This is a genomic window from Clostridium sp. FS41 (genome assembly GCF_000954015.1).
GTDB lineage: Bacteria > Bacillota > Clostridia > Lachnospirales > Lachnospiraceae > Enterocloster > Enterocloster citroniae.
Map to the genome: position 1 here is coordinate 53,449 of NZ_JYHN01000061.1, position 22,274 is coordinate 75,722.

Genomic DNA, 22,274 nt, shown 5'->3' on the forward strand with positions numbered 1-22,274 from the left:
TAACGGAGGGTTATCAAAACGGGGGTTAATATGGCAGTGACGATCAAGGATATCGCCAAAAGGGCAGGAGTATCCTATTCAACGGTATCAAGGGCGCTAAACGGCATAGGGACAGAGAATACGGAGAATAAGAAGAACATCCTTCGTATTGCCAGGGAGATGGGGTATGTGCCGAACCAGGCAGCCATTAATCTGAAAAAATCCAGATCCTATGTCATAGGGTTGTATTTTTCCGCGATCAGTAAGATGACGTCCCCATTTGTATTGCATGATGTGCTGACAGGAGTTTATCAGATTACAGGGAGCAAATATAATGTAGTGGTTAAGGGTATTGATATGCATGATACAGGCACCCTAAACCCCACATTTTATGATGGGATCATTGTTCTGTCCCAGCGCAGTGAGGATATGGATTTTATGCAGGAAGTTCTGGGTAAAGGTATTCCCATGGTTGTGATCTGCCGTACCGTTGATGTGGATGCTCCCAATGTGACAACAGACGAGGAACGGGCCATGGAACTTGCCATGGATTACCTGATTGAGAACGGGCACAGGAATATTGGGATCATTGAAGGCAATCCGGAACTGGATTCCAGCAGACTGCGCCGGCAGGGCTGGCGCGCTTCTGTGAAACGCCATGGAATGAATCCTGACAGCCTTCCGGTTATCTGTGGAAATTACCGTTATGCCAGTGGATATGCCGCGGCAAGTCAGCTGCTGGCCTATAAACCTACGGCCATGCTTTGTTTTAATGACGAGATGGCCTTCGGGGCCAGAACCGCCATAACACAGGCCGGGCTTGAGGTGCCTGGCGATGTGTCCCTCATTGGGTTTGATAATTGGGATATGTCAGGGTACTCGGATATGCGCCTGACTACGGTGGAGCGTAATATGGGACAGATTGCCAGAGAAGGGGCCAGAGTGCTTCTGCGCCAGCTGGATGATGGGATCATAGATAACCGCAGGATCTATCTGAATAATAAACTGATTATCAGGGATACTGTCAGGAATCTGAATGATACGGTAAGGAATGAGAGGTGGGAGAATGAAACTGAACATAGGCATGAGATGCCATGATCTATGCCCTAAAATGGAGATGGAAAGGGTGTTTGAAGAAGTTAGGGACAATCACATACATCAGATCCAGCTGGCTTTTTCAAAGTCGGTGAGCAATTACGATTTTACCACAGGACATTATAGCCCTGGGTTTGCCCGCTATATTGCCTCGGAACTGGAAAGGAACCATCTGCATGTGGCTGTACTGGGGTGCTACATTAATCCTGTGAATCCCATTGAGGCCCGGCGGAAAGCGGAAGTGGCGCGCTTTATCGAGCATTTGAAATATGCCCGTATTCTGGGCGCCGATATGGTTGGGACGGAGACCGGGCGCCTGGACCCGGATTTTAATGTCACTGGTGAAACTTATACAGAGGATGCATACCGGCTTCTTTTAAAAAGTATGAAGGAGATTGTTTCTGCAGCTGAAAAGCTGGGAGTTATAGTGGGAGTGGAGGGCGTGTTTAACCACACCCTTTACAGCCCGGCCAGGATGAAGCGCTTTCTGGAAGATATAGATTCTCCCAATGTGGAGGTGATCCTGGACGCAGTGAACCTGATCCATCCGGATCAGGTGAGGCCCGAACAGCAAAAGCAGGTCATTGACAGGGCGTTCTCATATTATGGTGACAGGATCAGTGTTCTTCATGTAAAAGATTTTGTATTTGATGGGGAAGATCAGCTGTTCCGCCATGTGGGAGAAGGCCTGTTCTGTTATCCGCCGTTAATGGAACGGGTGAAAGAGATGAAGCCGCATATTACCATGCTGCTGGAGAATTCCAGCAGGGAACGGTTTTGGAAAGACGTGGAATTTCTTCAAAGAATATATGGCAACATCTGATTCGGGAGAACAAAGCCGGTTACAAAAGCAGGAGTTTACATATGCCAAATATAATCGAGATAACGGATTTTGCCGCCCCGGAGCTTGACATTTATGCCCGGCTTACAGAAGGGCAGCTTTTAAACCGGCACGAGCCGGACAAGGGGATCTTTATTGCGGAAAGCCCCAAGGTCATAGAACGCGCCCTGGACGCGGGCTGCGTTCCCATTTCCATGCTGATGGAGATGAAACACGTGGAGAGCCAGGCCCAAAAGATCATCAGGCGTTGCGGTGAGATTCCTGTGTACGCGGCGGAGTTTGATGTATTGACACAGCTTACCGGCTTTCATCTGACCCGGGGAATGCTGTGCGCAATGCATCGCCCGCCTCTGCCAAAGCTTGAGGAGGTCTGCGCCGGGGCACGCCGGATCGCGGTGCTGGAAAATGTTATGAACCCCACCAATGTGGGGGCTATATTCCGTTCGGCCGCGGCACTGAATATGGATGGGATCCTGCTCACATCCGCATGCAGCAACCCTTTGTACCGCCGCGCCATCAGGGTGAGTATGGGGACCGTGTTCCAGATCCCATGGACGTTTCTGGACAGCGGGTATTCCTGGCCGGGGCAGGGGGTCCGCCGGTTACATGAACTGGGATTTAAAACTGCTGCAATGGCATTAAAGGATGATTCCGTCACCATTGATGATACGAAGTTGATGCGGGAGGAAAAGCTGGCCATTATTCTGGGGACAGAAGGGGACGGACTGTCGGCGGGAACCATTGCCGACTGCGATTACACGGTCCGTATCCCCATGTCCCATGGTGTGGATTCCTTAAATGTGGCGGCGGCAAGCGCGGTTGCATTTTGGCAGCTGGGACGTAGGTGATGAAGTCATACATTCTGTATTTTTGTATGTAAAATAAAGGTTTTGAAGTATTGTTCCTGTTCCTCAAAAAAGATGCCAATTTGTTCAGCCAGGCCTTCTGTGTCGTGGCTTTCTATACTTGTAATCATGCGGAGAACCATGGCGGCATATGTCTGGGAAAACTCATTATCCTTTATTCTGAAAAGGGTGAAGGGATATCCCACGGCCAAACATTTTATCAGTTTTTGATAACAGTGGCAGACTGCCGAAGAGGTGCAGTGTTCCGTGAGAAACACCAGGAATACATCCATTACCAGATGATCCATTGCCTTTTCATGGATCCTCTCCAGGATCTGGATCAATTCATGGAATGCCCTGTCAGAGACTCCTTCAAAGGTAAAACGGCTGACGGAGCGGATGGTCAAAGCCAGAAATTGAAGGCTTTCTAAAAAGCAATTCAAGGCCAGCTGAACATTGGCCTGGGACATATCCACATTTTCCTGACCAAGACAGACCTGTATTCCCTTGCCCTGATGGGATTTTACCACACCAAATTCCGTCAGGAAGTCAATGGTACGGCGTATGGTGATCAGGGGGACATGATAGTGGTCCGACATCTGGGGCAGGGAAGGAAGATAACTTCCAATGGGATACTGATCGTGCAGGATTTCCTGTATGATCCGTGTTCCCAGTTTGTAGCGGATTTGAGAACGCTTGTGATAAAAATTCCACTCAAAGGGTATTTGTGCAACGTCATTGTTAAGGATTTCCGGATTGACTGTCTGGATCACATGCAGCAATCGGTCGTTGGCAGATTCATAAACCGTTCTCAATTCGTTGGTAAGGTAATTAACAATTTCGTCTTTTGGCAACAATTCCATTTGTTCCGTGACTTCTTTTAGAATCTTACTTTGACCGCGCAGATATGGAATGCGGGCATATCGGTTTATCTCCCAATAAAAATTGGAAATCAGATTATTATTCAAGGAAGAAATAGCAAAAATATATAATTGTATGGTAAGGGACATCCCGTTAAAATCAATGTCCTTGATTTCTTGCCAGTGGGTCCTCCATGCAGCGTCATCCCGCTGCTTGATCCCGGCTGTTAATAGTGGTCCAAGGAGCAGTGAAGTTACCTGCTTCATATCCTCCAGCCCGTCTTTGCGGGCAGACAGATAAGCGGATATATTTTGCAAAAAATCATTTTCGGATGCTTTGTAGGTTACCTGTGCTGGTTTCGGGGCCGCTATTTTAATGTATCCGTCTTTTTCAAGAAACCTAAGGGCTGCCCTGACAGTGGGTACGGACAGATGGAAGTATGCATTGATTTTTGATATGGCCGGAAGTACATCTCCGAATCTATAATAACCAAAGAGAATTCTGGTGACATAGAAGTCGTAAACAAGTTGGTATAGTTCATTTTGAGGTCTCATTTTGACATCTCCTTGTGGTTCATTGTTACATTTTAGCATATGCGGCATAGGTCTGCTACTGTTTTTATATTGCCTGTTTTCAGCTTATCCTGAAAATATAGGGCCAAATAATTTGCTTATAATTCCAGGTTATGGTAAAATATAATAAACTCATGAGCAGAGTTGCGCTGGAACATGTGGATGATGATAGAGGGAGTGGAGGTTGGAGATGAAAACGTTCAGTATAGGCAGGAAGCTGCTGGTTTCCTATACAGTGATCCTGGTGTTGATGAGTATTGGTTTTGGTGTCAGTATCTTTAATCTGATAAACCTGAATTCTAAAATGGAGGTTTTTTATAAAGGCCCATTTGTTGTCAATGAGAGTGCCAATGTAATCTATTCCAATTTTGAACGCATGCAGAAAGCTACTTACCGTACTATTGTCAATACGGACGAGGAGATCATCCGGGAGGCCATGGCCAATGCCCTGGATTCAGCTAATGTGATCCGCAATGAACTTCCGGTTGTCAGGAAACATTTTTTGGGAGATCCACAAATCATAGACAGGCTGGAGGATTGCCTTAACAGGCTAACGCCCATGCGGGAACATGTCCTGTCACTGGCTCATGAAAATAAAAATAAAGAAGCGGCTGCTTACATGGAAGAAAACAACATACAGGTGATCGGGGAAGCTCAGAAAGAATTGGATAAGCTGATCGAAAGCGGAAACAGCAAGGGACTGCAGCTTATGGAGGAACTGAGGGAACGGCAGGTTCAGGCTATTCTAATTTTGGGAGTAGTGGGTGTTGTGAGTATAATCATTAGTCTTTGTTTTGGCGTGTTTATTTCAAAGGGGATTTCACGCGGAATCAGGGAGTTGGAACAGGCAGCCCGGAACATAGCGGCCGGCCGGCTTTCGGCAGTCCGGATCATCTATGAGTCAGGGGATGAAATGGGGAACCTGGCAGACGACATGCGCAGTATGGCAACCACACTTACAACAGTTATAAGAGATGAGACGTACCTGCTGAATGAGATGGCAGAAGGGAATTTTGACATAAACATCCGGGAGGAGGACAGTTATGTGGGGGAATTGGATTCCGTGCGTTTATCCCTGGATAGAATCATAAGCAATCTGAGGGATACCTTATTGCAGATCAGTCAGTCCGCAGAGCAGGTGGCGGCGGGATCAGAGCAGGTTTCGTCCGGGGCGGTGATCCAGGCCCAGGGAGCAACGGAGCAGGCAGCTTCCATAGAATCACTATTCACTGCGATCAGTGACATATCAAAACAGGTTGAGAATAATGTGAAAAAAGCAAAAGAGGTAAGCGGACAATCTGAGACAGTACACATGGATGCGGAAGACAGCCGCGGGCAGATGCAGGATATGCTGTCGGCCATGGCAGAAATCCGGGACAGTTCAAAAACAATTGAGCGGATCATCAAGACCATTGAAGATATTGCGTTCCAGACCAATATCCTTGCTTTAAATGCAGGGGTGGAGGCAGCGCGTGCGGGGGAACATGGGAAAGGATTCTCAGTTGTAGCCAATGAGATCCGGAACCTGGCCAACAAGTCATCAGAGGCATCCAAAAGTACAGCGGATTTAATAAAGAAATCCCTGGACAGGGTCAACCATGGAGACAGGATAGCAAACCGAACAGCCGAATCACTGATGGAGGTGGTGAAAGGAGTGGAAAGCATAACCGGCTCCATCCGGTCCATCACAGATGCTTCGGTTAAACAGGAAGTGTCCATACGCCGGATTACACAGGAGATCAATCGGATTTCAGAGGTTATCCAGTCTAATTCAGCCACGGCCGAGGAGATCGCGGCAGCCAGTGAGGAATTGTCCTGTCAGGCGCAGTTGTTAAGCGGGCTGGCTGGCCGTTTCAGACTGGGAAGGGCTAATGCTTTATAGGTACTGGCCAAGCCGGTTGATGTTCAGCAATTATATCAGATAATTAGAAAATTTTATTAAAGAATGACTCCCATGGCGTAATGTCGTGGGAGTTTTCTGTTTTATGATCAAAAGGTACAGACACACAGGCACTTGATTTGCTGATGTAATCTGAAGATATATGTGCTAAAATAAAAATATTATTTAACAAATAGATTGAAAATAGCAGTGGGGATAACAAATAATGATGGGGGATAAAGCTTATGGTTAAGATACTGTTCATTATACCATATAAAGAGATTGGTCCGTATGTACAGGAATATATAAAGCAATGCGCTGTTACGGACGTGGATTTCCAGGTAGTGGACATCTATGGGACAAACGAAAAGGTTATTAATGAATATCAGGCAGATATTGTGGTTGCCAGGGGAATGACCGGATATGCGTTTATGAGGGGAAGACCGGATGTTCATTTTGTTGAGATACCGGTGACCAGCTATGATGTCTTAAGCGCGGTCAACAACTTGAGGAAGCGGCATTCCATTGACAAGATCACCATTATCTGGCCAAAGAATATCCATTTTGAACTTTTGGAAGAAATTTTTGGAATATCCATTACCCAATACATTGTAGAAAATGAGTCAGGCATTGAGGGGCTTCTGGACCTGATCGAAGAGGAAGGCGGTTCGGCGGTTATCGGAGGGCTGACGGTAGGGCGTTACTGCAGGGCAAGGAATATGCTGTATGCGCCCATCTATACCACAGAAGAGACTTTGGAGCGCGCTCTGGATGAGACGATCAATATGGCTCATGGCATCAACATGGAGAAGCGGAAAACCAATCTCATGAAAACCCTTTTGGACTACAGCAAGGAATCAATCTGTGTGGTAGACACCGAAGGGAGGATTCTGAACATGAACCGCCAATTTTTCTGCGCGTTTGAACTCCAGAACGAGCGGCAGGAGATGATGATTGACGAAGCGGTGGGGGAGGACAGCTGGTGGAAGAATAAAAAGCAGCTGTTCCAGAAGGAGTCCATACAAAAGCTGCGCAACCGCCTCATGGTTGTGATGTGTATCCCCATTAAGGTGGATGAGATGGAAGAACTTTATTTGATTTCCTTTCAGGACGCGGAAGAAATCAGAAACATGGAATATAAGATCAGAAAACAGTTGAGAGAACAGGGCCTGGTTGCAAAGTACAGGTTTGAGAATATTCTGGGACAATCGGCAGCCATGAAGCAGCTGGTCACCAGCGCCAAAAAATACAGTCAGTCGGATGCCAACATACTGATATTAGGGGAAAGCGGAACGGGAAAGGAGATGTTTGCTCAAAGCATACATAATGCAAGCAGAAGGTGCAATAAACCGTTTGTGGCCATTAACTGTGCCGCGCTGCCGGAGCAATTGCTGGAAAGCGAGTTATTCGGTTATGTGGAGGGAACGTTTACAGGGGCGGTAAAAGGCGGAAAGGCGGGTCTCTTTGAGCAGGCCCATAAGGGAACTATATTTTTGGATGAGATTGGCGAAATGCCGCTGCCGCTGCAGGTAAAACTGCTCCGTGTGCTTCAGGAAAAAGAGGTCAGGCGCCTGGGGGATAATAAAGTGATCCCCATTGATGTGAGGGTGATATGCGCCACCAATGTGAACATTGAGGAGATGGTAAAAGAGGGAAAATTCAGGCTGGATCTGTTTTACCGCATCAATCTGCTCAGCCTGTATGTGCCTTCCCTTAGGGAACGGCCCGGGGATGTGCTGGAACTGTTTATGTCATTTATAAACAAATATTCACGGCGCATGGGGGTTGAGAAATGTCCTCAGATCACAGAGGATGCAGCGGCGCTGCTGGAACAGCATAAATGGCAGGGCAATGTAAGGGAGCTGCAGAACTTCAGCGAGAGGATCCTGATCTTGGGGGAAGGAAACGTGATCGACAGGGAGATGATGAAGCTGGCAGGAATTTTCGACAGAGTTACAATTGAGGAAGACAAGACCGCGGAGGTTAACAATAAAAAAGAGACAGGGGGGATTGATGGAGATGAACTTTTAATACAGACCTTGACCAAAAAGCATGTGACCAAGGATGAATTGGCAAAGCGCCTGGGTATTAGCCGTTCCACATTGTATCGAAGATTAAAGGAACTAAGGGATCAGGAAGAGTCTTGATATCATATTGCAAAAATAGAAACATACATGATACAAATTGTCTCATAAATTGTGCTGAAAAAGCTTCATTCGTGTGTCACTGAATGGAGCTTTTTTCAGTTCCAAAGTTTGAGAAAAGTCTCTTGTATCAAAAATTTACAGAAAATCATTGATATATAAGAAAAAACCGTTAGTTTGTACAATGCCTCCGTGGGCTTGGCACAAAAATTGCTCAATAATTATGCATAAAGCAGGGTGAAGATAGGAAGGAGATGTGTATAGGTGTTAAAGTATGTGTTAAAGAGAATTGCTATGATGATACCTGTGTTCTTAGGGGTAATAGTATTGATTTTCCTGATTCTGCAGGCCTCGCCGGGAGATCCGGCCCAGATGGTTCTGGGGGAGATGGCAACGCAGGACCAGATCAATGCATTGAGGGAGGAACTGGGGTTAAACCAACCGATTTTGATCCAGCTGGGAAATTATCTCATTGGCCTGCTCCACGGGGACTTTGGAAGTTCTTATATGAGTAAGGCGCCGGTTCTGCAGGAGATACTCAGCCGGTTCCCCACAACGCTGCTGCTCGCAAGCCTAAGTGTTCTGATCATGGTCTGTTTTGGGATTCCCATAGGAATCATATCCGCAGTAAAGCAGTATTCCTGGATGGATAACATTTTTATGGCCCTGGCCCTTATCGGGGTATCCATGCCTACATTCTGGATCGGCATGCTGATGGTGCTTAAGTTTTCATTGGATTTGGGATGGCTGCCTTCCTCGGGGTTTTACGGACCTAAATACTGGATCATGCCCGCATTATCCATTGGGATTGCCAATGCGGGAATCATCACAAGGCTGACGCGGTCCAGCATGCTGGAAGTTATAAGACAGGATTATATCCGAACAGCCAGGGCCAAGGGGCAGGCTGAGAAAAAGATCATACTCCACCATGCGCTGAGAAATTCCCTTCTTCCCGTGGTCACCATGATCGGCATCCAGCTGGGGCTGGCGCTGGGGGGCGCCATGGTTACGGAAACCGTGTTCTCCATTCCTGGAATCGGTACCTATATGCTGGCCGCCATTAAAACCAGGGATTATCCTGTGATCCAGGGCGGAGTGATCATCATAGCCATGGCGTTTTCCGTCATTAACCTGATCGTTGACATTCTCTATGCCTTTATCGATCCCAGGATCAAGGCGCAGTACAGAACAAGTAAGAAAAAAAGCTGAGGGAGGGGCACAATGAAAAAGAATAAGAAAAAGGGACAGTTTGCAGAGGTCTGGTCCCGGTTTTGTAAAAACCATCTGGCTTTTCTGGGCCTTGTGATCATAACGATCATTTTTGTGATGGCGGTCATGGCGCCTGTGCTGGCCCCGGAAGGTTATGACAATCAGAACATTTCCATTGCCCTCTCCCAGCCCGGCACCCAGGGGCATATTTTGGGAACAGACAATCTGGGAAGAGACATTTTAGGAAGGATCATTTGGGGAGCCAGATACACGCTGCAGTGCGGCGTGGTGGCGGTTTTTGTGTCCGCCCTGATCGGATGTGTGTGCGGTTCCATTGCAGGATATTACGGCGGCCGGGTGGACAACATCATCATGCGGTTTATGGATGTGTTTCTGGCAATTCCCGGAGTGCTTCTTGCCATTTCAATCGCTGCAGCCCTGGGGCCCGGTATGAAAAATGCGATCATTGCAGTGGGGATCTCCGGCATGCCCGCCTTTGCCAGAGTGGTGCGCTCCGTGGTGATGACCGTGCGGGGAATGGAGTATGTGGAGGCGGCAAGGGCCGTGGATGCAACGGACCTGAGGATCATTATGACCCACATCCTGCCCAATGCATTGGCTCCCATTCTGGTCCAGACAACCTTAAGCGTGGCCAATGCCATTATGCAGACGGCATCGTTAAGCTTCCTGGGTCTTGGTGTCCAGGCACCGGTTCCTGAGTGGGGAGCCATGATCTCAGGGGCCAGGGCCTTTTTAAAGGGATACGGATATATGGTGGCAATGCCTGGCCTTGCGATTATATTCCTAGTATTTTCCATCAACATCATTGGGGATGGGCTGCGTGACGCGTTAGATCCAAGATTGAAATAGGGGGAAGGGGAGATGAATATGACGAAATCAGAAGAAAAACCGTTCCTTTCTGTGAGAAATCTGACGATTCAGTATAGAACGGATGATGGAATCGTACAGGCAGTGAACGATTTAAGCTTTGAACTAAAAAGGGGGCAGACCATTGGACTGGTAGGAGAGACCGGCGCGGGCAAGACTACAACGGCCCTGGGGATCATGGGACTGATACCCAGTCCTCCGGGAAAAGTGGTAAGCGGCGTGATCGAACTCAACGGAGAGGATCTTTTAAAGGCGCCAGATTCCAAGATGAGAAAAATCCGCGGAAGAAAGGTGTCCATGATCTTTCAGGACCCAATGACCGCGCTGAATCCCATTGATACAGTGGGATATCAGATCGCTGAGGTGATCGAACTTCATGAAAAGCTGTCAAAAGCAGATGCCGCGGTCAAGGCCACTAAGATTCTGGAAATGGTGGGTATTCCTGGCGAAAGGTATCATGAATATCCCCATCAGTTCTCAGGGGGAATGAAACAGAGGATCATGATCGCCATTGCCCTTGCCTGCAATCCTGAATTGCTGATCGCGGATGAGCCAACAACCGCCCTGGATGTGACCATTCAGGCCCAGGTGCTGGAAATGATGGATGAACTGAAACGCAAACTCAACACATCCATGATCATGATCACCCACGATCTGGGGATCGTGGCGGAGATTTGTGACAAGGTAGCGGTTATCTATGCGGGGGAACTGGTGGAGCTGGGAGACCTGGCGGATATATTTGACGCCACCGCACATCCCTACACGGTGGGGCTGTTTAATTCCCTTCCCAATATTGCGGAGGATGACAAGAGCAGGCTGTCCCCTATTCCGGGGATGATGCCTGACCCAACCAGGCTTCCGGAAGGCTGCGTATTTGCGGACCGATGTCCAAAAGCAGGGGAGGCCTGCAGGAAAGAGCGGCCCCAGCTGACGAAGATCGGTGAAGAGCATTATGTAAGATGTATTTTGCCGGAACAGGGGAGAGGAGTAGCCAAATGAGTCCTTTACTGGAAGTGAAAAATCTAAAAAAGTATTTTAATACGCCGGCAGGTACGCTCCATGCAGTGGACGGGGTGAATTTTCAGATTGAGAAAGGCGAAACCCTGGGCGTGGTTGGGGAGTCGGGCTGCGGAAAATCCACATTGGGCAGGGTGATCCTGCATTTGTTAGACAGTACGGATGGTCAGATCTTCTTTGAGGGGGAGGATATCACAAAAGCCAGGGGTAAGAAGATGAGCCATCTGCGGGGCGACATGCAGATCGTATTCCAGGACCCATACGCGTCCCTGGATCCCAGGAAAACGGTGAGCCAGATCATAGCAGAGCCCCTGATCATCCAGGGGAAACTGTCCAAGACGGAGATCGAACAGAAGGTTTCCCGGATGTTAGATACGGTGGGATTGGCAAAGCGTGTGGCAAATTCCTATCCCCATGAGCTGGACGGGGGGCGCAGGCAGAGGATTGGGATCGGGCGGGCGTTGATCCTGCGGCCAAAGTTTATTATTTGTGATGAGCCGGTATCTGCACTGGATGTGTCCATCCAAGCACAGATCCTGAATCTGCTCCAGGATCTGCAGGACGAGATGAACCTGACGTACATTTTCATCACCCATGATCTGTCCGTGGTCAAGTACATATCCCATCATATTCTGGTCATGTATCTGGGCCAGGTTGTGGAAAAATGCAGTTCCAGGGAGCTGTTCCGGGAAAAGCTGCACCCCTATACAAAGGCCCTGCTGTCCGCGGTGCCTGTTCCTGATATCCATATGAAGAAGCAGAGGATCCTGCTTCACGGGGAACTGACATCACCCATTGACCCCAAACCCGGATGCCGTTTTGCTGCCAGATGTCCGTATGCAAAGGAAGTCTGCAGCCGGAAGGAGCCGGTATTTGAGGAAGTCAGGGAGGAGCATTTTGTAGCCTGCCATTTTGTAAGAGAGATCAATCATATGTAACTATAATACGAGGAGGTATTTTATGTATAAAAGAGGGAAAGCAAATGTATTGGCAGTTTCACTGGCATTGGCGATGGCATTAGGGGGATGTTCCGGCCCGGGGAGGGCGGAACCGGCAGCCCGGGGCAAAGGAGAAGTGAAGACCACATTGACGGCGGCAAGCTATTCTGATCCCAGAACCTTGAATCCATGGTCATCGGATGCAAGGAATCTTACCAGGGTTGCTCTGAATGTGTTCCAGCGCCTGGTGGACAGAAATGAGACGGATGACGGTTATGTGGGGGTGCTGGCCGAATCCTGGGATGAGACAGATGATGGGATCACCTTCCATATAAGGAAGGGCGTGAAGTTCCATGAGGGGCAGGATCTGACAGCAGCGGATGTGGCTTTTTCACTTCAAAAAGGCTCCACCTATGCAGGGGTTAACTTTGGATGGGACTGGATCGACTTTGATAATATTGAGGTTAAAGATGATTATACCGTATATGTCCCCTACAAGTATCCGTGTTACCTGACTCTGGCTGAGTTTGCAGCCAATAATATGTATATCATGTGCAAGGAGACATGGGACAAATACGGTGAGGAAGTCAGCCTTCATCCAAACGGCACCGGCCCATTTATGCTGGCTGACTGGGTACAGGGCGACCATCTGACCCTGAAGCGGTTTGACGGTTACTGGGGAACGGCTTCCAAACTGGAGGAGATTAATTACAGGTTTATCGCGGAAAATTCCCAGGCCATGATCGAGCTGGAGACAGGCGGGGTGGACGTGGTTCTTGACGTGCTTCCGCTGGAGGTAAAGAATATTGAAGCCAGTGAAAAAATGGAGATGTATTACGGTAAAAATATCGTCATCGACTTTTTACATATGAACTGCCAGTATGAAGTTTTCCAGGATCCCAAGGTGCGCCAGGCCGTGGCCTATGCCATGGACTTTGAGGATATTATTAACGGAAACTATCAGGGCTGGGGCGAGACACCCTATTCCTTTATCACCCCCAGTGTGGCGGGATACAGCAGCCAGTTCGAGGGCGAACACTTCCCCTACGGCCAGAAAGCAAATGTGGAAAAGGCAAAGGAATTATTGGCAGAAGCCGGATATTCGGATGGGTTTGATATTGAAATCATCATTGATGATGACAGCAACCGCATTGCAGTGGCTGAAATCTTAAGAAATAACCTGGAGGCAGTGGGCATACGCGCCAAGATTTCTTCCTCTGATTATGCAACATTCTCCGAAAAAATCTATTCAGGTGAGGCGAAGTTATATTTAAACGGTGTGAACGCCAACAGTATGGAACCTGACAGCGCATTATACCAGAGATGGCACAGCAGCAATATTAAGGATTCAGGCGGTTCCAACTATACAAGGTTCAGCAACGAAGATTTTGACAGGTATCTGGATGAGGCCCGGGGAATTCCGAAGCTGGAAGACCGGTATGACAATTACGCCAAGGCCCAGGCAATTCTGATGGAGAATGTTCCTTCCATCGGATACTTTGTAAGGCAGGCGGCGGCCGCCAAGTCTCCCAGCCTGAAGGGGCTGCGCTCCTATGCAGGTGAGACATGGCTTGCGGACTGCTACTTTGAATAATCATAAATTAAAATTGGAGGTAAGAAAATGAAGAAGAGTGGAAATGTTTTGATCTGTGCAAAAAATGTGATTGCAGGCAAGGAGATGGAACTGAAAGAAAACTGGGCGGTTCTGGTTGAGGACGGCGTGATCGCCAAAATGGGCCCTGCCGGTGAGCTGAAGCAGCAGGTACCGGAAGATATGATCGTTACATATGACCAGGAGACACTGGTGCCGGGGTTTTTTGACTGCCATGACCACATCAGCTGGGATACCAATATGGAAGACTATCTGAACCAGCTGGTGAATCTGGACGCGGTAGAATGTGCGGCCCGCTCTACCAATTATATGAAAAAGGACTTAAATTCCGGCGTGACCACGGGCCGGTGTATCTGTGACGGTTTCCTTATTGACGTAACCAATAAGAGACTTGTTCAGGAGGGTGTTTTAGAAGGACCGGATATTCTGGCAGGGGGGATCGGTATCCGTTCCACAACCGGTCATGGACGTATCGGCAAACCCTTTAACGGTGTCCAGGAGGTCCGCCAGGCAGTCAGGGATAACCTGGTGCTTGGAACAGATGTGGTCAAGCTATTCACCACGGGCGGGTCACTGAGGACCGACACATGGACAAGGCTTCCAAGCTACTACACAAAGGATGAGATTTTTGCGGCCATTGATGAGGCGCACCGTTTCGGAAAGCCCATAACTACTCACTGCCTGGGGGGCCAGGCCATGGACTGGTGTATTGAGGGCGGCATGGACAGCCTGGAGCATGCTTATTTTATCCAGCCATACCAGATCGAAGCTGCTATGAAAGCAGATGTGACTCTGACGCTTACCTCCAACGAATACTGGTTTACCCAGCCGGGACGCCCTGGTGAGATGAATAATAAGTTTTCACAATATCTTCCTGAGGTAAGGGAGTGTATGCGGAGTGTTATTAAGAGCGGCATCAAATACACCTTTGGCACTGACGGGGTACACGGAGGAATCTATGTGGAGGCATGCCTGGCTGTAGAGCAGTACGGAGCGTCCACCAGGGATGCCCTGAAGGCATTGACCATCAACGCGGCACAGGTGTGTGAACTGGAAGATAAAAAGGGCAGCCTGGAAGTGGGAAAACAGGCGGATATGGTGGTCCTGGAGGGAAATCCTCTGGACGATATCCGGTTTGTTAAAAACGTTAAGAATACATATAAAGCAGGAGTTGGCTACCGCTATCCGGAGCTGGATATGACCGTACCGGAACTTGTGGTTTTGGGAGAATGACCGGTATGAAAACATTGTATGTGTCGGATCTGGACGGTACCCTGTTTAATAAGAAAAAAAAGATTTCCCCCTATTCTGCTGACGTGATCAACCAATGCATAAAAAAGGGAATGGATTTTACCATAGCCACGGCCCGGATGCCTTATGGATGTGATTACCGTCTGAAGGACATCCAAATGAAAACACCGGGAATACTGACAAACGGTGTATTTATCTATGAATTTTCAAAGCAGGAATTCTGCTTTACGGAAACCATAGAGACAGTGGCGGCTAAGACAGGGGTCCAGGTGATCCGGGATGCTGGTTTATCCTGTTTTGTGTACCTGTTTAAGGCCGGGACCATAAGCATTTATTATAATGACAAATCTCTGGAGGAGCAGACCCAGTATTACAGTGACCGCGCATTGGCCGCGTGCGGGGAGGTGTGCCTGACAGATGATCTTGATGGTATATGGAGCAAGGGGGAGCCTGTCTATCTTGCCCTGACCGGTACGGAGGAAAAGCTGAAACCGGTATGCGAAAAGCTGGACAGGGTTTCCGGCATCAGCTATGTATGTTATCTGAATATCTACAACGGCCTGTATTGTCTGGAGCTGTTCAGTGAACATGCAAGTAAGCAGAATGCCCTGAAACGGCTGAAAGAAGATGGCGGATATGATGAACTGGTCGTGTTTGGCGATAACCTCAATGACTTATCCATGATTGAGATCGCTGACAGAAGCTATGCTCCTTTCAACGCGCTGGAGGTTGTGAAAGAACGGGTAACAGGTGTTCTGGATGACTGCAGCAGGGACGGGGTGGCGAAATTTTTAGCAAAGGAATGGAATCTGTAAGGAAATCCGATCAAACTCTAAATAAATGCAACTCTTTGGGCAAAACCGTGTCAGTGGACGCGGTTTTGCTTTTTTGTATCTATAAATCCCTTGGAAATCCCTGTGATACATTTGTGACACAATTTTGAGATGGATATGAGAGGAAAATGAATGGGTACTCTTATTCATGTGTAAAAACAATCCCAATCCCCCCTGTTTTAAGGGGAAAACAGGTTGGCATCAAAATTGCTTTTATAAGTAGTAAAGGAAATTATTCCTGATTTAAACAGAAAGAAAGGAGAAATGGTATGAAGGATAAACCTGTGATCGGTGTATTGCTTGGTGACTCGGCCGGAGTAGGTCCCGAACTGGTAGCGAAAGTCTTGAAGAATGGGGAATATGAACAGTATTGTTATCCGGTGATCATTGGGGATGTCAGAATTTTCGAGAGGGGGTGCATGATCGCCGAGGCGGAAATTCCTCACTGTGTGATTAAGGATGTGGGGGAAGCTGACTGGACCAGAGGAATCCCGGTGCTGGACCAGGAGGATCAGAACCCGGATCTGATCCCCTTGGGCAAAAGCAGCGAGTATTGCGGAAAGGCGATCATTAATGCCATCACCACAGCAGTGAACCTGTGCAAGGAGAAAAAAATAGAGGGATTTTTCTTTGCTCCCTTTAACAAGACGGCCATGAAGCTGTCCGGCTGTCCCTTTGAAAGTGAAGATTACCTGATGGCCCATCTGTTTGAACTGACAGGCCCCTTTGGGGAGATCAGTGTTCTGGATAATGTGATCGCGGCGCGCACCACCAGCCATGTTCCCATCAAAGATGTCAGTGAGAACCTGACCGAGGAGAGGATCATGAAGGCGATCAAGCATTGTGCCAAGACCTTGAAACAGATGGGAATCCAGGATCCCGCCATTGGCGTGGCCGCCCTGAATCCCCACGGCGGAGAGGAAGGGACCTGCGGAAGGGAGGAGATCGAGGTCATAGAACCAACTATTAAGAAAGCACAGGAACAGGGGATCAAAGCAATGGGGCCATATCCCGGAGATACGCTGTTTAGGCGGGCCTTTAACGGCGACTTTGACGGAGTTGTGACAATGTACCACGATCAGGGGCAGATTGCCCTTAAAACAGCAGGATTCGAGAGAGGGGTTACCATTTCAGGCGGTATGCCGGTACCTATTGTAACGTGCTCCCATGGCTCTGCCTATGACATTGCAGGGAAAAATATAGTGGACCCCACCTCTCTGGAAAATGCCATGAAGATGACTTGCAGGATGGCCATGGCCATGCGCGGATAACCCTGGCATGGAGGTATGAGCTGATGAAAAAGGTGACATTGATACACACGGTAAAAAGCGTTTTAAATATGTTTGAGGACATGGCGGCAGCGGTTTGCGGCAGCGATATCAGCTTTGACAATATTTACGACAGCTTTCTGGCGGATGATCCTGATGAGCTGGGATATGTCAGTCCTGCCTGCAAGCGAAAGCTGTATCAGGATATAGGCTCAGCCATGGACAACCGGCCGGATGTTGTGGTCGTAACCTGTTCCGCCATGACGGAGACGGTGAGGCAGATACGTCCCTTTATGGATATTCCCCTTATTGCCATTGACGAAAATATGATACATGAAGCAGTCAGACAGGGCAGCCGGATTCGCGTCCTGGCAACCGCGGTCAGTTCCGCGGCAACCACGGAAAAAACGCTTCTGGAGGAGGCCGGGCGTGTTGGGAAAAAGATTCAAGTGGTGTCCACCGACAATCAGAAAGCCTTTGATGCCCTTCAAAGCGGGGACAAAGCACTGCATGACGCCCTGGTGCTGGAACAGGCGGAACAGGTAAAAGGATTCGATCTAGTGGTGCTTGCCCAGGCGTCCATGGCCCATTTGGAGGAAGAGATCGCAGATATGGTCAAGGTGCCGGTGCTTTCAAGCCCAAGCCTGTGCATGCAGGAGCTGAAGACGGTTTTGGACAATGTGAAAAAAACAAAGGTACATACCTTGGACCATGCGGCGTTTTTTGCAGAGGATGTTCCATGGTTTGTAGAATTTTTTGAAAATGTATTTGGAATGGCAGTGGCAGACACTGATCCAGGAGAGGGAGATAACCCCAGGCAGGTCTGGATGGACGGAGGGATCCAGATCATCAGGAAGGACCGCATACAGCCGGATCAGATGATCCGGGATATAAGCCAGTCAGGCCATGACATCCTTCTGGCACATATAGCACTGTCAGTTCCCGATATGGACCAGGTGCTGGCAAAAGCCTATTCCTATGATGAGATCAGGGAAATGCCTCAGGGCAGAAATTGGATTCGGCTTCCCGATGGAATATGTATCGAAATTTTAGATTAGCAGAAGAGGAGAATAAGAAAATGAAAACAAAATTGATCGTTATGCTGACACACCATGATAAGACTGTAACCAATGCACTGGAGACTTTTAACCAGGTAAAGGACCTGGAAGTGGACTGCTGGGGATTTAAGGATGTGGGGATTCCCAGAAATGAGATGGAGGATCTGTTAAAGGCGCTGAAGGACGCCAAAAAGGAGACTTTTTTGGAGGTGGTTACATACAGCGAGAGCCAGTGTATGGCAGGAGCTAAATTGGCGGTTGAGATGGGATTTGACTATCTCATGGGGACGATTTTTTATCCTTCCGTGTGGGACTATCTCAAAGATAAGAACATCAAATACTTCCCCTTTGTTGGCAAAGTATCAGGCAGCCCCAGCATTCTGGAAGGCACTGCAGAGGAAATCGTACAGCAGGGAAAAGAACTGGCGGACATGGGCGTAAGCGGATTTGATATTCTGGCATACCGCCACACCGGCGATGCTGAGGGGATTGCAAGGGAATTTGTCAAAGAGATGAAGGTTCCGGTTGTTGTGGCCGGCAGCGTGAACAGCAGAGCGCGGATGCGGTTTGTGGAAGACATCGGAGCATGGGGATATACCATGGGCAGCGCGCTGTTTGAAAAGGATTATGTAAAGGATGGGACATTCAGGGATAACCTGAAGGCGGTTATAGACTTGATGAACTCTATTAACTGATTAACGTGTACTCTCAGAGTCTCCCCGGACTCATCTTTGCGGCTGAGTTTCCGCCGGCCGAACACAAATTTATTCAACGTACACACTGCGTGCGCCTCATGAATCGGTCAGCTGACAAAAATCATCTCGCTAATTTAAGTACCAGGAGACTATGAGAGTTCATTAAAAATAAGAGGAGGATTTGAAAATGAATCAGAATATCAAGGTTGAATTAAAGGTTGAGGTAGCCAAGCTTTGCCATCTGTTTTGGGAAAAGCATTTAACCACGGGAAATGACGGCGGCGACATCAGCCTGAGGGATCCCGAGACAGGCTATATCTATATATGCCCCAGAGCCAATGAGCGCCACGTGGTGCCTAACTGGGGCATGGTATCACCACAGGATATTGTGGTTGTGGACATAGAGGGAAATGTTCTGGAGGACACCTGGATGCTGCCCACAGTGGAAGCCTCCATGCACTATAAGATCTACAAGGCAAGACCTGAGATCAATGCCATTGTCCACTCACACGCAGTGTTTTCCAGTGTGTTTGCCGCAGTGGGTGAGAATATTCCCCCCTGTCTGATCGAGGCGGCGTTTATCGGCGGAGAGGTGGTCTGCGCAGAATATGGCAAGGTTGGCTCCCAGCTCCTGGCAGACAACATTGTCAGGGCATTGGGAGATAAGAAAAAGGCAGCCCTTCTCCGCAATCATGGAGCTGTTGCCATTGGAAAAACCATGAGGGAGGCTTTTACGGTCAGCGATTACATGGAAAAGATCGCAAAGGTTGCCATGTATGCAAAGGCAATGGGAAGCAGGCCTGTGAGCCTTGATGTTGAGGATATCAAGGACGAGAATCTGATTTAAAATTGCATCGCACGTAAGTGACCAAAAGACGGTCACTAAGTGCTCATAGCGAGGAGGATGTGGATGAAACTGGAAGTTATGAAGCAGGGGGATGCTAAAACCGCATGGGAAGGCCCGGAATTGTGCCGTTACTACTGGAAAACTGAAAAGATCACCTTTGGAACTTCTACCCTGGAGGTGGGGCAGACCGGGGATGTTGATCCGGGACATCCGGAGTCCCAGGAGGTGTTTTATGTGGTGAGAGGAAAAGTTTCACTTCGTACACCGGATACGGATGAACACTATATCCTCAATGAGGGAGATGCTGTTTTGATTCCTGAAACGGTCCCCCATGAGTTGACAAATGTAGGCAATACAACCGCTGTGGTAAGCTGGAGCCTGGCGCCCAGCGTAAGAGAACAGCAGTAAGCAAAAGGAGGTATGGCAATGAGGCTTTTGTTGGGATTAGATATAGGCACCACAGCCATGAAAACAGCTCTTTATGATGAAAAAGGAAATCTGCTGGCTCTTTCCACACAGGAATACACCTTGATCACACCTGAAATCAATGTGGTGGAAGAAAAGGAGGAGGTCTACTGGGAGGCATTTTGCAGCGGTCTGTCAGAACTTAAACAGCAGGTTACAATGAGCAGGGATGATGAGATTGCCATGGGCATCTCCGCACAGGGGGAGACTCTCTTTTTCCTGGACGAGAACGGAAAATCCCTGAGAAATGCCATCGTCTGGCTGGATAACCGGGCGGAAGAGGAGGCGGAAAGCCTTCGCAGGCGGTTTGGAAACGAACAGTGCTATCAGGTGACCGGCCAGGTGAGTTTTGAACCCTGCTGGCCGGCAGCTAAGATCTTGTGGGTAAAAAACCATGAGCCGGAGATCTTTGCAAAGACCAGAAAGTTTTTGCTGATCGAGGATTATTTTATCTACCGCCTGACGGGCCGGTTTGCTACCGAGGGTTCCCTGGTGTGTTCTTCTACCTATTGGGATATCATAAACAAAAGGTACTGGCCGGAAATGCTGGATTTTCTCCAGATCAGGGAGGAGCAGCTTCCCGTAGTCTATGAATCCGCAAGAATTGTGGGCACTATCTGCCCGGAGGCAGCTGCTGAACTTGGGCTGGGCGCTAATGTAACCGTATGTACCGGAGCCCTGGACCAGGCAGCGGGGGCCATAGGCGCGGGAAATATAAAAGAGGGCATGTTTTCTGAAAATATCGGCGCAGCTCTGGCTATCTGCGTGCCTGTGTCAAAACCGGTCTTTGACCCCGCGGGCAGAATGCCCCTTCATTATTTTCCGCTTCCGGATACCTATATGATCCACACCTTTACCAATGGCGGGATGACTCTCAGATGGTTCAGGGACAAGTTCTGCCAGATTGAAAAAATGGCCCAGGAACTGGGAGCCGGGGACGCCTATGACCTGATCAGCAAAGAAGTATCAGAAGTGCCTGCAGGCAGTGACGGGCTGATGATGCTTCCTCATCTGGCAGGATCCCTGGCGCCTGATGTGAACGCAAAAGCCAAGGGAGTCTGGTTCGGATTTACGCTGCAGCACGGAAGGGCCCACTTTATGAGAGCCATCATGGAATCCCTGGGATATATTTTAAAACGCAACATTGAAGCATTGGGGAACATGGGCATAGAAGTAAAAGCGATCCGTTCCCTGGGCGGAGGTGCCAAGAGCCGGGTATGGAACCAGATCAAGGCGGATATCAACCAGATCACCCTGGAAACTGTTAACACAAAGGAAGCAGGCACATTGGGAGCAGCGATCCTGGCAGGCACAGCGGTTGGATTTTTTAAAGATGTGGACAGCGCAGTAAGTTCCATGGTAAGCGTGAAAGAGAGGACCACTCCTGATAAGGAAAAACAAGAGATATACAAAAACGGTTACAGGATGTATAAAAAGCTGACAGCAGATTTAAAAGAGTGCTTTGATGAGACAAAGTAACAGGAGCAGGCAATTGATCCAATCTGCGGAGATCATGGATACACTGGTTGCGGCTATGAGTACGGTGTGGCAATGACCGAGAACCAGGGGGATGCGGACTGTGTGGCGGTGGAAAAGGCTTTAGCTGCGAGGCGGAGCGCACGTTCAGGCCGGAAGATATTGCAGGGGCGTTAGAACGGGCCAAGGCATCTAAAAAGACGCTGAATAAATGCCCCTGTACTTCTGTTTCTCAATGCATCACAGGACAGGAAAATGGACATCATAGGTTTAAACATGTGAATAGCTGAAAGAGAGGTACACTGTGGATCATAACAAAAGGGAATATTCCCTGTTAAACCAGAATGGATTGACCAATAGTGCGTCCCATTACTCATTTACAGATATGAATGGGGAACAGGAAGGAATATTTTATTCAATCAACCAAATGAATGGAGTGGACAGTCAAGGGATCTTTCATTGGCGGCATCTGAATATTTCCCCCATATACTCCTGACAACC

General features: G+C 48.5%; 19 protein-coding genes. 18 read left to right on the top strand and 1 reads right to left on the bottom strand.

What is annotated here, in order from left to right; all coding sequences use genetic code 11:
• Positions 1-30 precede the first annotated feature (30 nt).
• The 3 genes from CLFS41_RS14780 to CLFS41_RS14790 are packed head-to-tail and all read left to right on the top strand — an operon-like array spanning position 31 to position 2,763.
• Positions 31-1,077, top strand: a complete 1,047-nt coding sequence (locus tag CLFS41_RS14780; protein WP_007861427.1) for a LacI family DNA-binding transcriptional regulator — start codon at positions 31-33, stop codon at positions 1,075-1,077.
• A complete protein-coding gene (locus CLFS41_RS14785) occupies positions 1,046-1,897 on the top strand; it encodes a sugar phosphate isomerase/epimerase family protein (RefSeq protein WP_007861425.1) in 852 nt (283 codons plus the stop codon). The genes CLFS41_RS14780 and CLFS41_RS14785 overlap by 32 nt, the downstream gene beginning before the upstream one ends.
• A 41-nt stretch (positions 1,898-1,938) precedes the next feature.
• Positions 1,939-2,763, top strand: coding sequence for an RNA methyltransferase (locus CLFS41_RS14790; RefSeq protein ID WP_007861424.1), 825 nt, complete (start codon positions 1,939-1,941; stop codon positions 2,761-2,763).
• 5 nt (positions 2,764-2,768) lie between these two features.
• Here CLFS41_RS14790 and CLFS41_RS29020 read toward each other — a convergent pair whose 3' ends face one another.
• Complete coding sequence (locus CLFS41_RS29020) at positions 2,769-4,175, bottom strand: GntR family transcriptional regulator (protein WP_052665754.1); 1,407 nt, start codon at positions 4,173-4,175, stop codon at positions 2,769-2,771.
• Positions 4,176-4,383: 208 nt separating this feature from the next.
• Between CLFS41_RS29020 and CLFS41_RS14800 the strand changes: the two genes are divergently transcribed.
• From CLFS41_RS14800 to CLFS41_RS14870, 15 genes are all read left to right on the top strand, one after another.
• Complete coding sequence (locus CLFS41_RS14800; RefSeq protein WP_045092715.1) at positions 4,384-6,075, top strand: methyl-accepting chemotaxis protein; 1,692 nt, start codon at positions 4,384-4,386, stop codon at positions 6,073-6,075.
• Positions 6,076-6,317: 242 nt separating this feature from the next.
• Positions 6,318-8,219: a sigma-54-dependent Fis family transcriptional regulator gene (locus tag CLFS41_RS14805; RefSeq protein WP_045092716.1), complete on the top strand. Its 1,902-nt coding sequence runs from the start codon at positions 6,318-6,320 to the stop codon at positions 8,217-8,219.
• A gap of 261 nt (positions 8,220-8,480) precedes the next feature.
• Positions 8,481-9,425, top strand: a complete 945-nt coding sequence (gene nikB / locus CLFS41_RS14810; protein WP_045092717.1) for a nickel ABC transporter permease — start codon at positions 8,481-8,483, stop codon at positions 9,423-9,425.
• A 12-nt stretch (positions 9,426-9,437) separates the two neighbouring features.
• Complete coding sequence (locus CLFS41_RS14815; protein WP_045092718.1) at positions 9,438-10,295, top strand: ABC transporter permease; 858 nt, start codon at positions 9,438-9,440, stop codon at positions 10,293-10,295.
• A gap of 12 nt (positions 10,296-10,307) precedes the next feature.
• Positions 10,308-11,312, top strand: a complete 1,005-nt coding sequence (locus CLFS41_RS14820; RefSeq protein WP_242856874.1) for an ABC transporter ATP-binding protein — start codon at positions 10,308-10,310, stop codon at positions 11,310-11,312.
• Positions 11,309-12,268 carry an oligopeptide/dipeptide ABC transporter ATP-binding protein gene (locus tag CLFS41_RS14825; RefSeq protein WP_045092719.1) on the top strand — a complete coding sequence of 320 codons (960 nt, stop codon included), beginning with the start codon at positions 11,309-11,311 and terminating at the stop codon, positions 12,266-12,268. The genes CLFS41_RS14820 and CLFS41_RS14825 overlap by 4 nt, the downstream gene beginning before the upstream one ends.
• A gap of 22 nt (positions 12,269-12,290) precedes the next feature.
• Positions 12,291-13,862: an ABC transporter substrate-binding protein gene (locus CLFS41_RS14830; protein WP_045092720.1), complete on the top strand. Its 1,572-nt coding sequence runs from the start codon at positions 12,291-12,293 to the stop codon at positions 13,860-13,862.
• Positions 13,863-13,889: 27 nt separating this feature from the next.
• Positions 13,890-15,113, top strand: coding sequence for an amidohydrolase family protein (locus CLFS41_RS14835; RefSeq protein ID WP_045092721.1), 1,224 nt, complete (start codon positions 13,890-13,892; stop codon positions 15,111-15,113).
• 5 nt (positions 15,114-15,118) lie between these two features.
• On the top strand, positions 15,119-15,946 hold the full coding sequence (locus CLFS41_RS14840; RefSeq protein WP_045092722.1) for an HAD hydrolase family protein: 828 nt from the start codon (positions 15,119-15,121) through the stop codon (positions 15,944-15,946).
• 287 nt (positions 15,947-16,233) lie between these two features.
• Positions 16,234-17,235: a 4-hydroxythreonine-4-phosphate dehydrogenase PdxA gene (locus tag CLFS41_RS14845; protein ID WP_045092723.1), complete on the top strand. Its 1,002-nt coding sequence runs from the start codon at positions 16,234-16,236 to the stop codon at positions 17,233-17,235.
• Between the two features lie 23 nt (positions 17,236-17,258).
• A complete protein-coding gene (locus tag CLFS41_RS29025) occupies positions 17,259-18,290 on the top strand; it encodes an aspartate/glutamate racemase family protein (RefSeq protein ID WP_052665755.1) in 1,032 nt (343 codons plus the stop codon).
• Positions 18,291-18,310: 20 nt separating this feature from the next.
• Positions 18,311-18,985 carry a hypothetical protein gene (locus CLFS41_RS14855; protein ID WP_045092724.1) on the top strand — a complete coding sequence of 225 codons (675 nt, stop codon included), beginning with the start codon at positions 18,311-18,313 and terminating at the stop codon, positions 18,983-18,985.
• 187 nt (positions 18,986-19,172) lie between these two features.
• The gene (locus CLFS41_RS14860) at positions 19,173-19,832 is read left to right on the top strand and encodes a class II aldolase/adducin family protein (RefSeq protein WP_052665757.1); all 660 of its coding nucleotides are present in this window, start codon (positions 19,173-19,175) and stop codon (positions 19,830-19,832) included.
• 63 nt (positions 19,833-19,895) lie between these two features.
• The gene (locus tag CLFS41_RS14865; RefSeq protein ID WP_227161857.1) at positions 19,896-20,240 is read left to right on the top strand and encodes a cupin domain-containing protein; all 345 of its coding nucleotides are present in this window, start codon (positions 19,896-19,898) and stop codon (positions 20,238-20,240) included.
• Between the two features lie 18 nt (positions 20,241-20,258).
• The gene (locus CLFS41_RS14870; protein ID WP_045092725.1) at positions 20,259-21,776 is read left to right on the top strand and encodes an FGGY-family carbohydrate kinase; all 1,518 of its coding nucleotides are present in this window, start codon (positions 20,259-20,261) and stop codon (positions 21,774-21,776) included.
• The last annotated feature ends 498 nt before the right edge of the window (positions 21,777-22,274 follow it).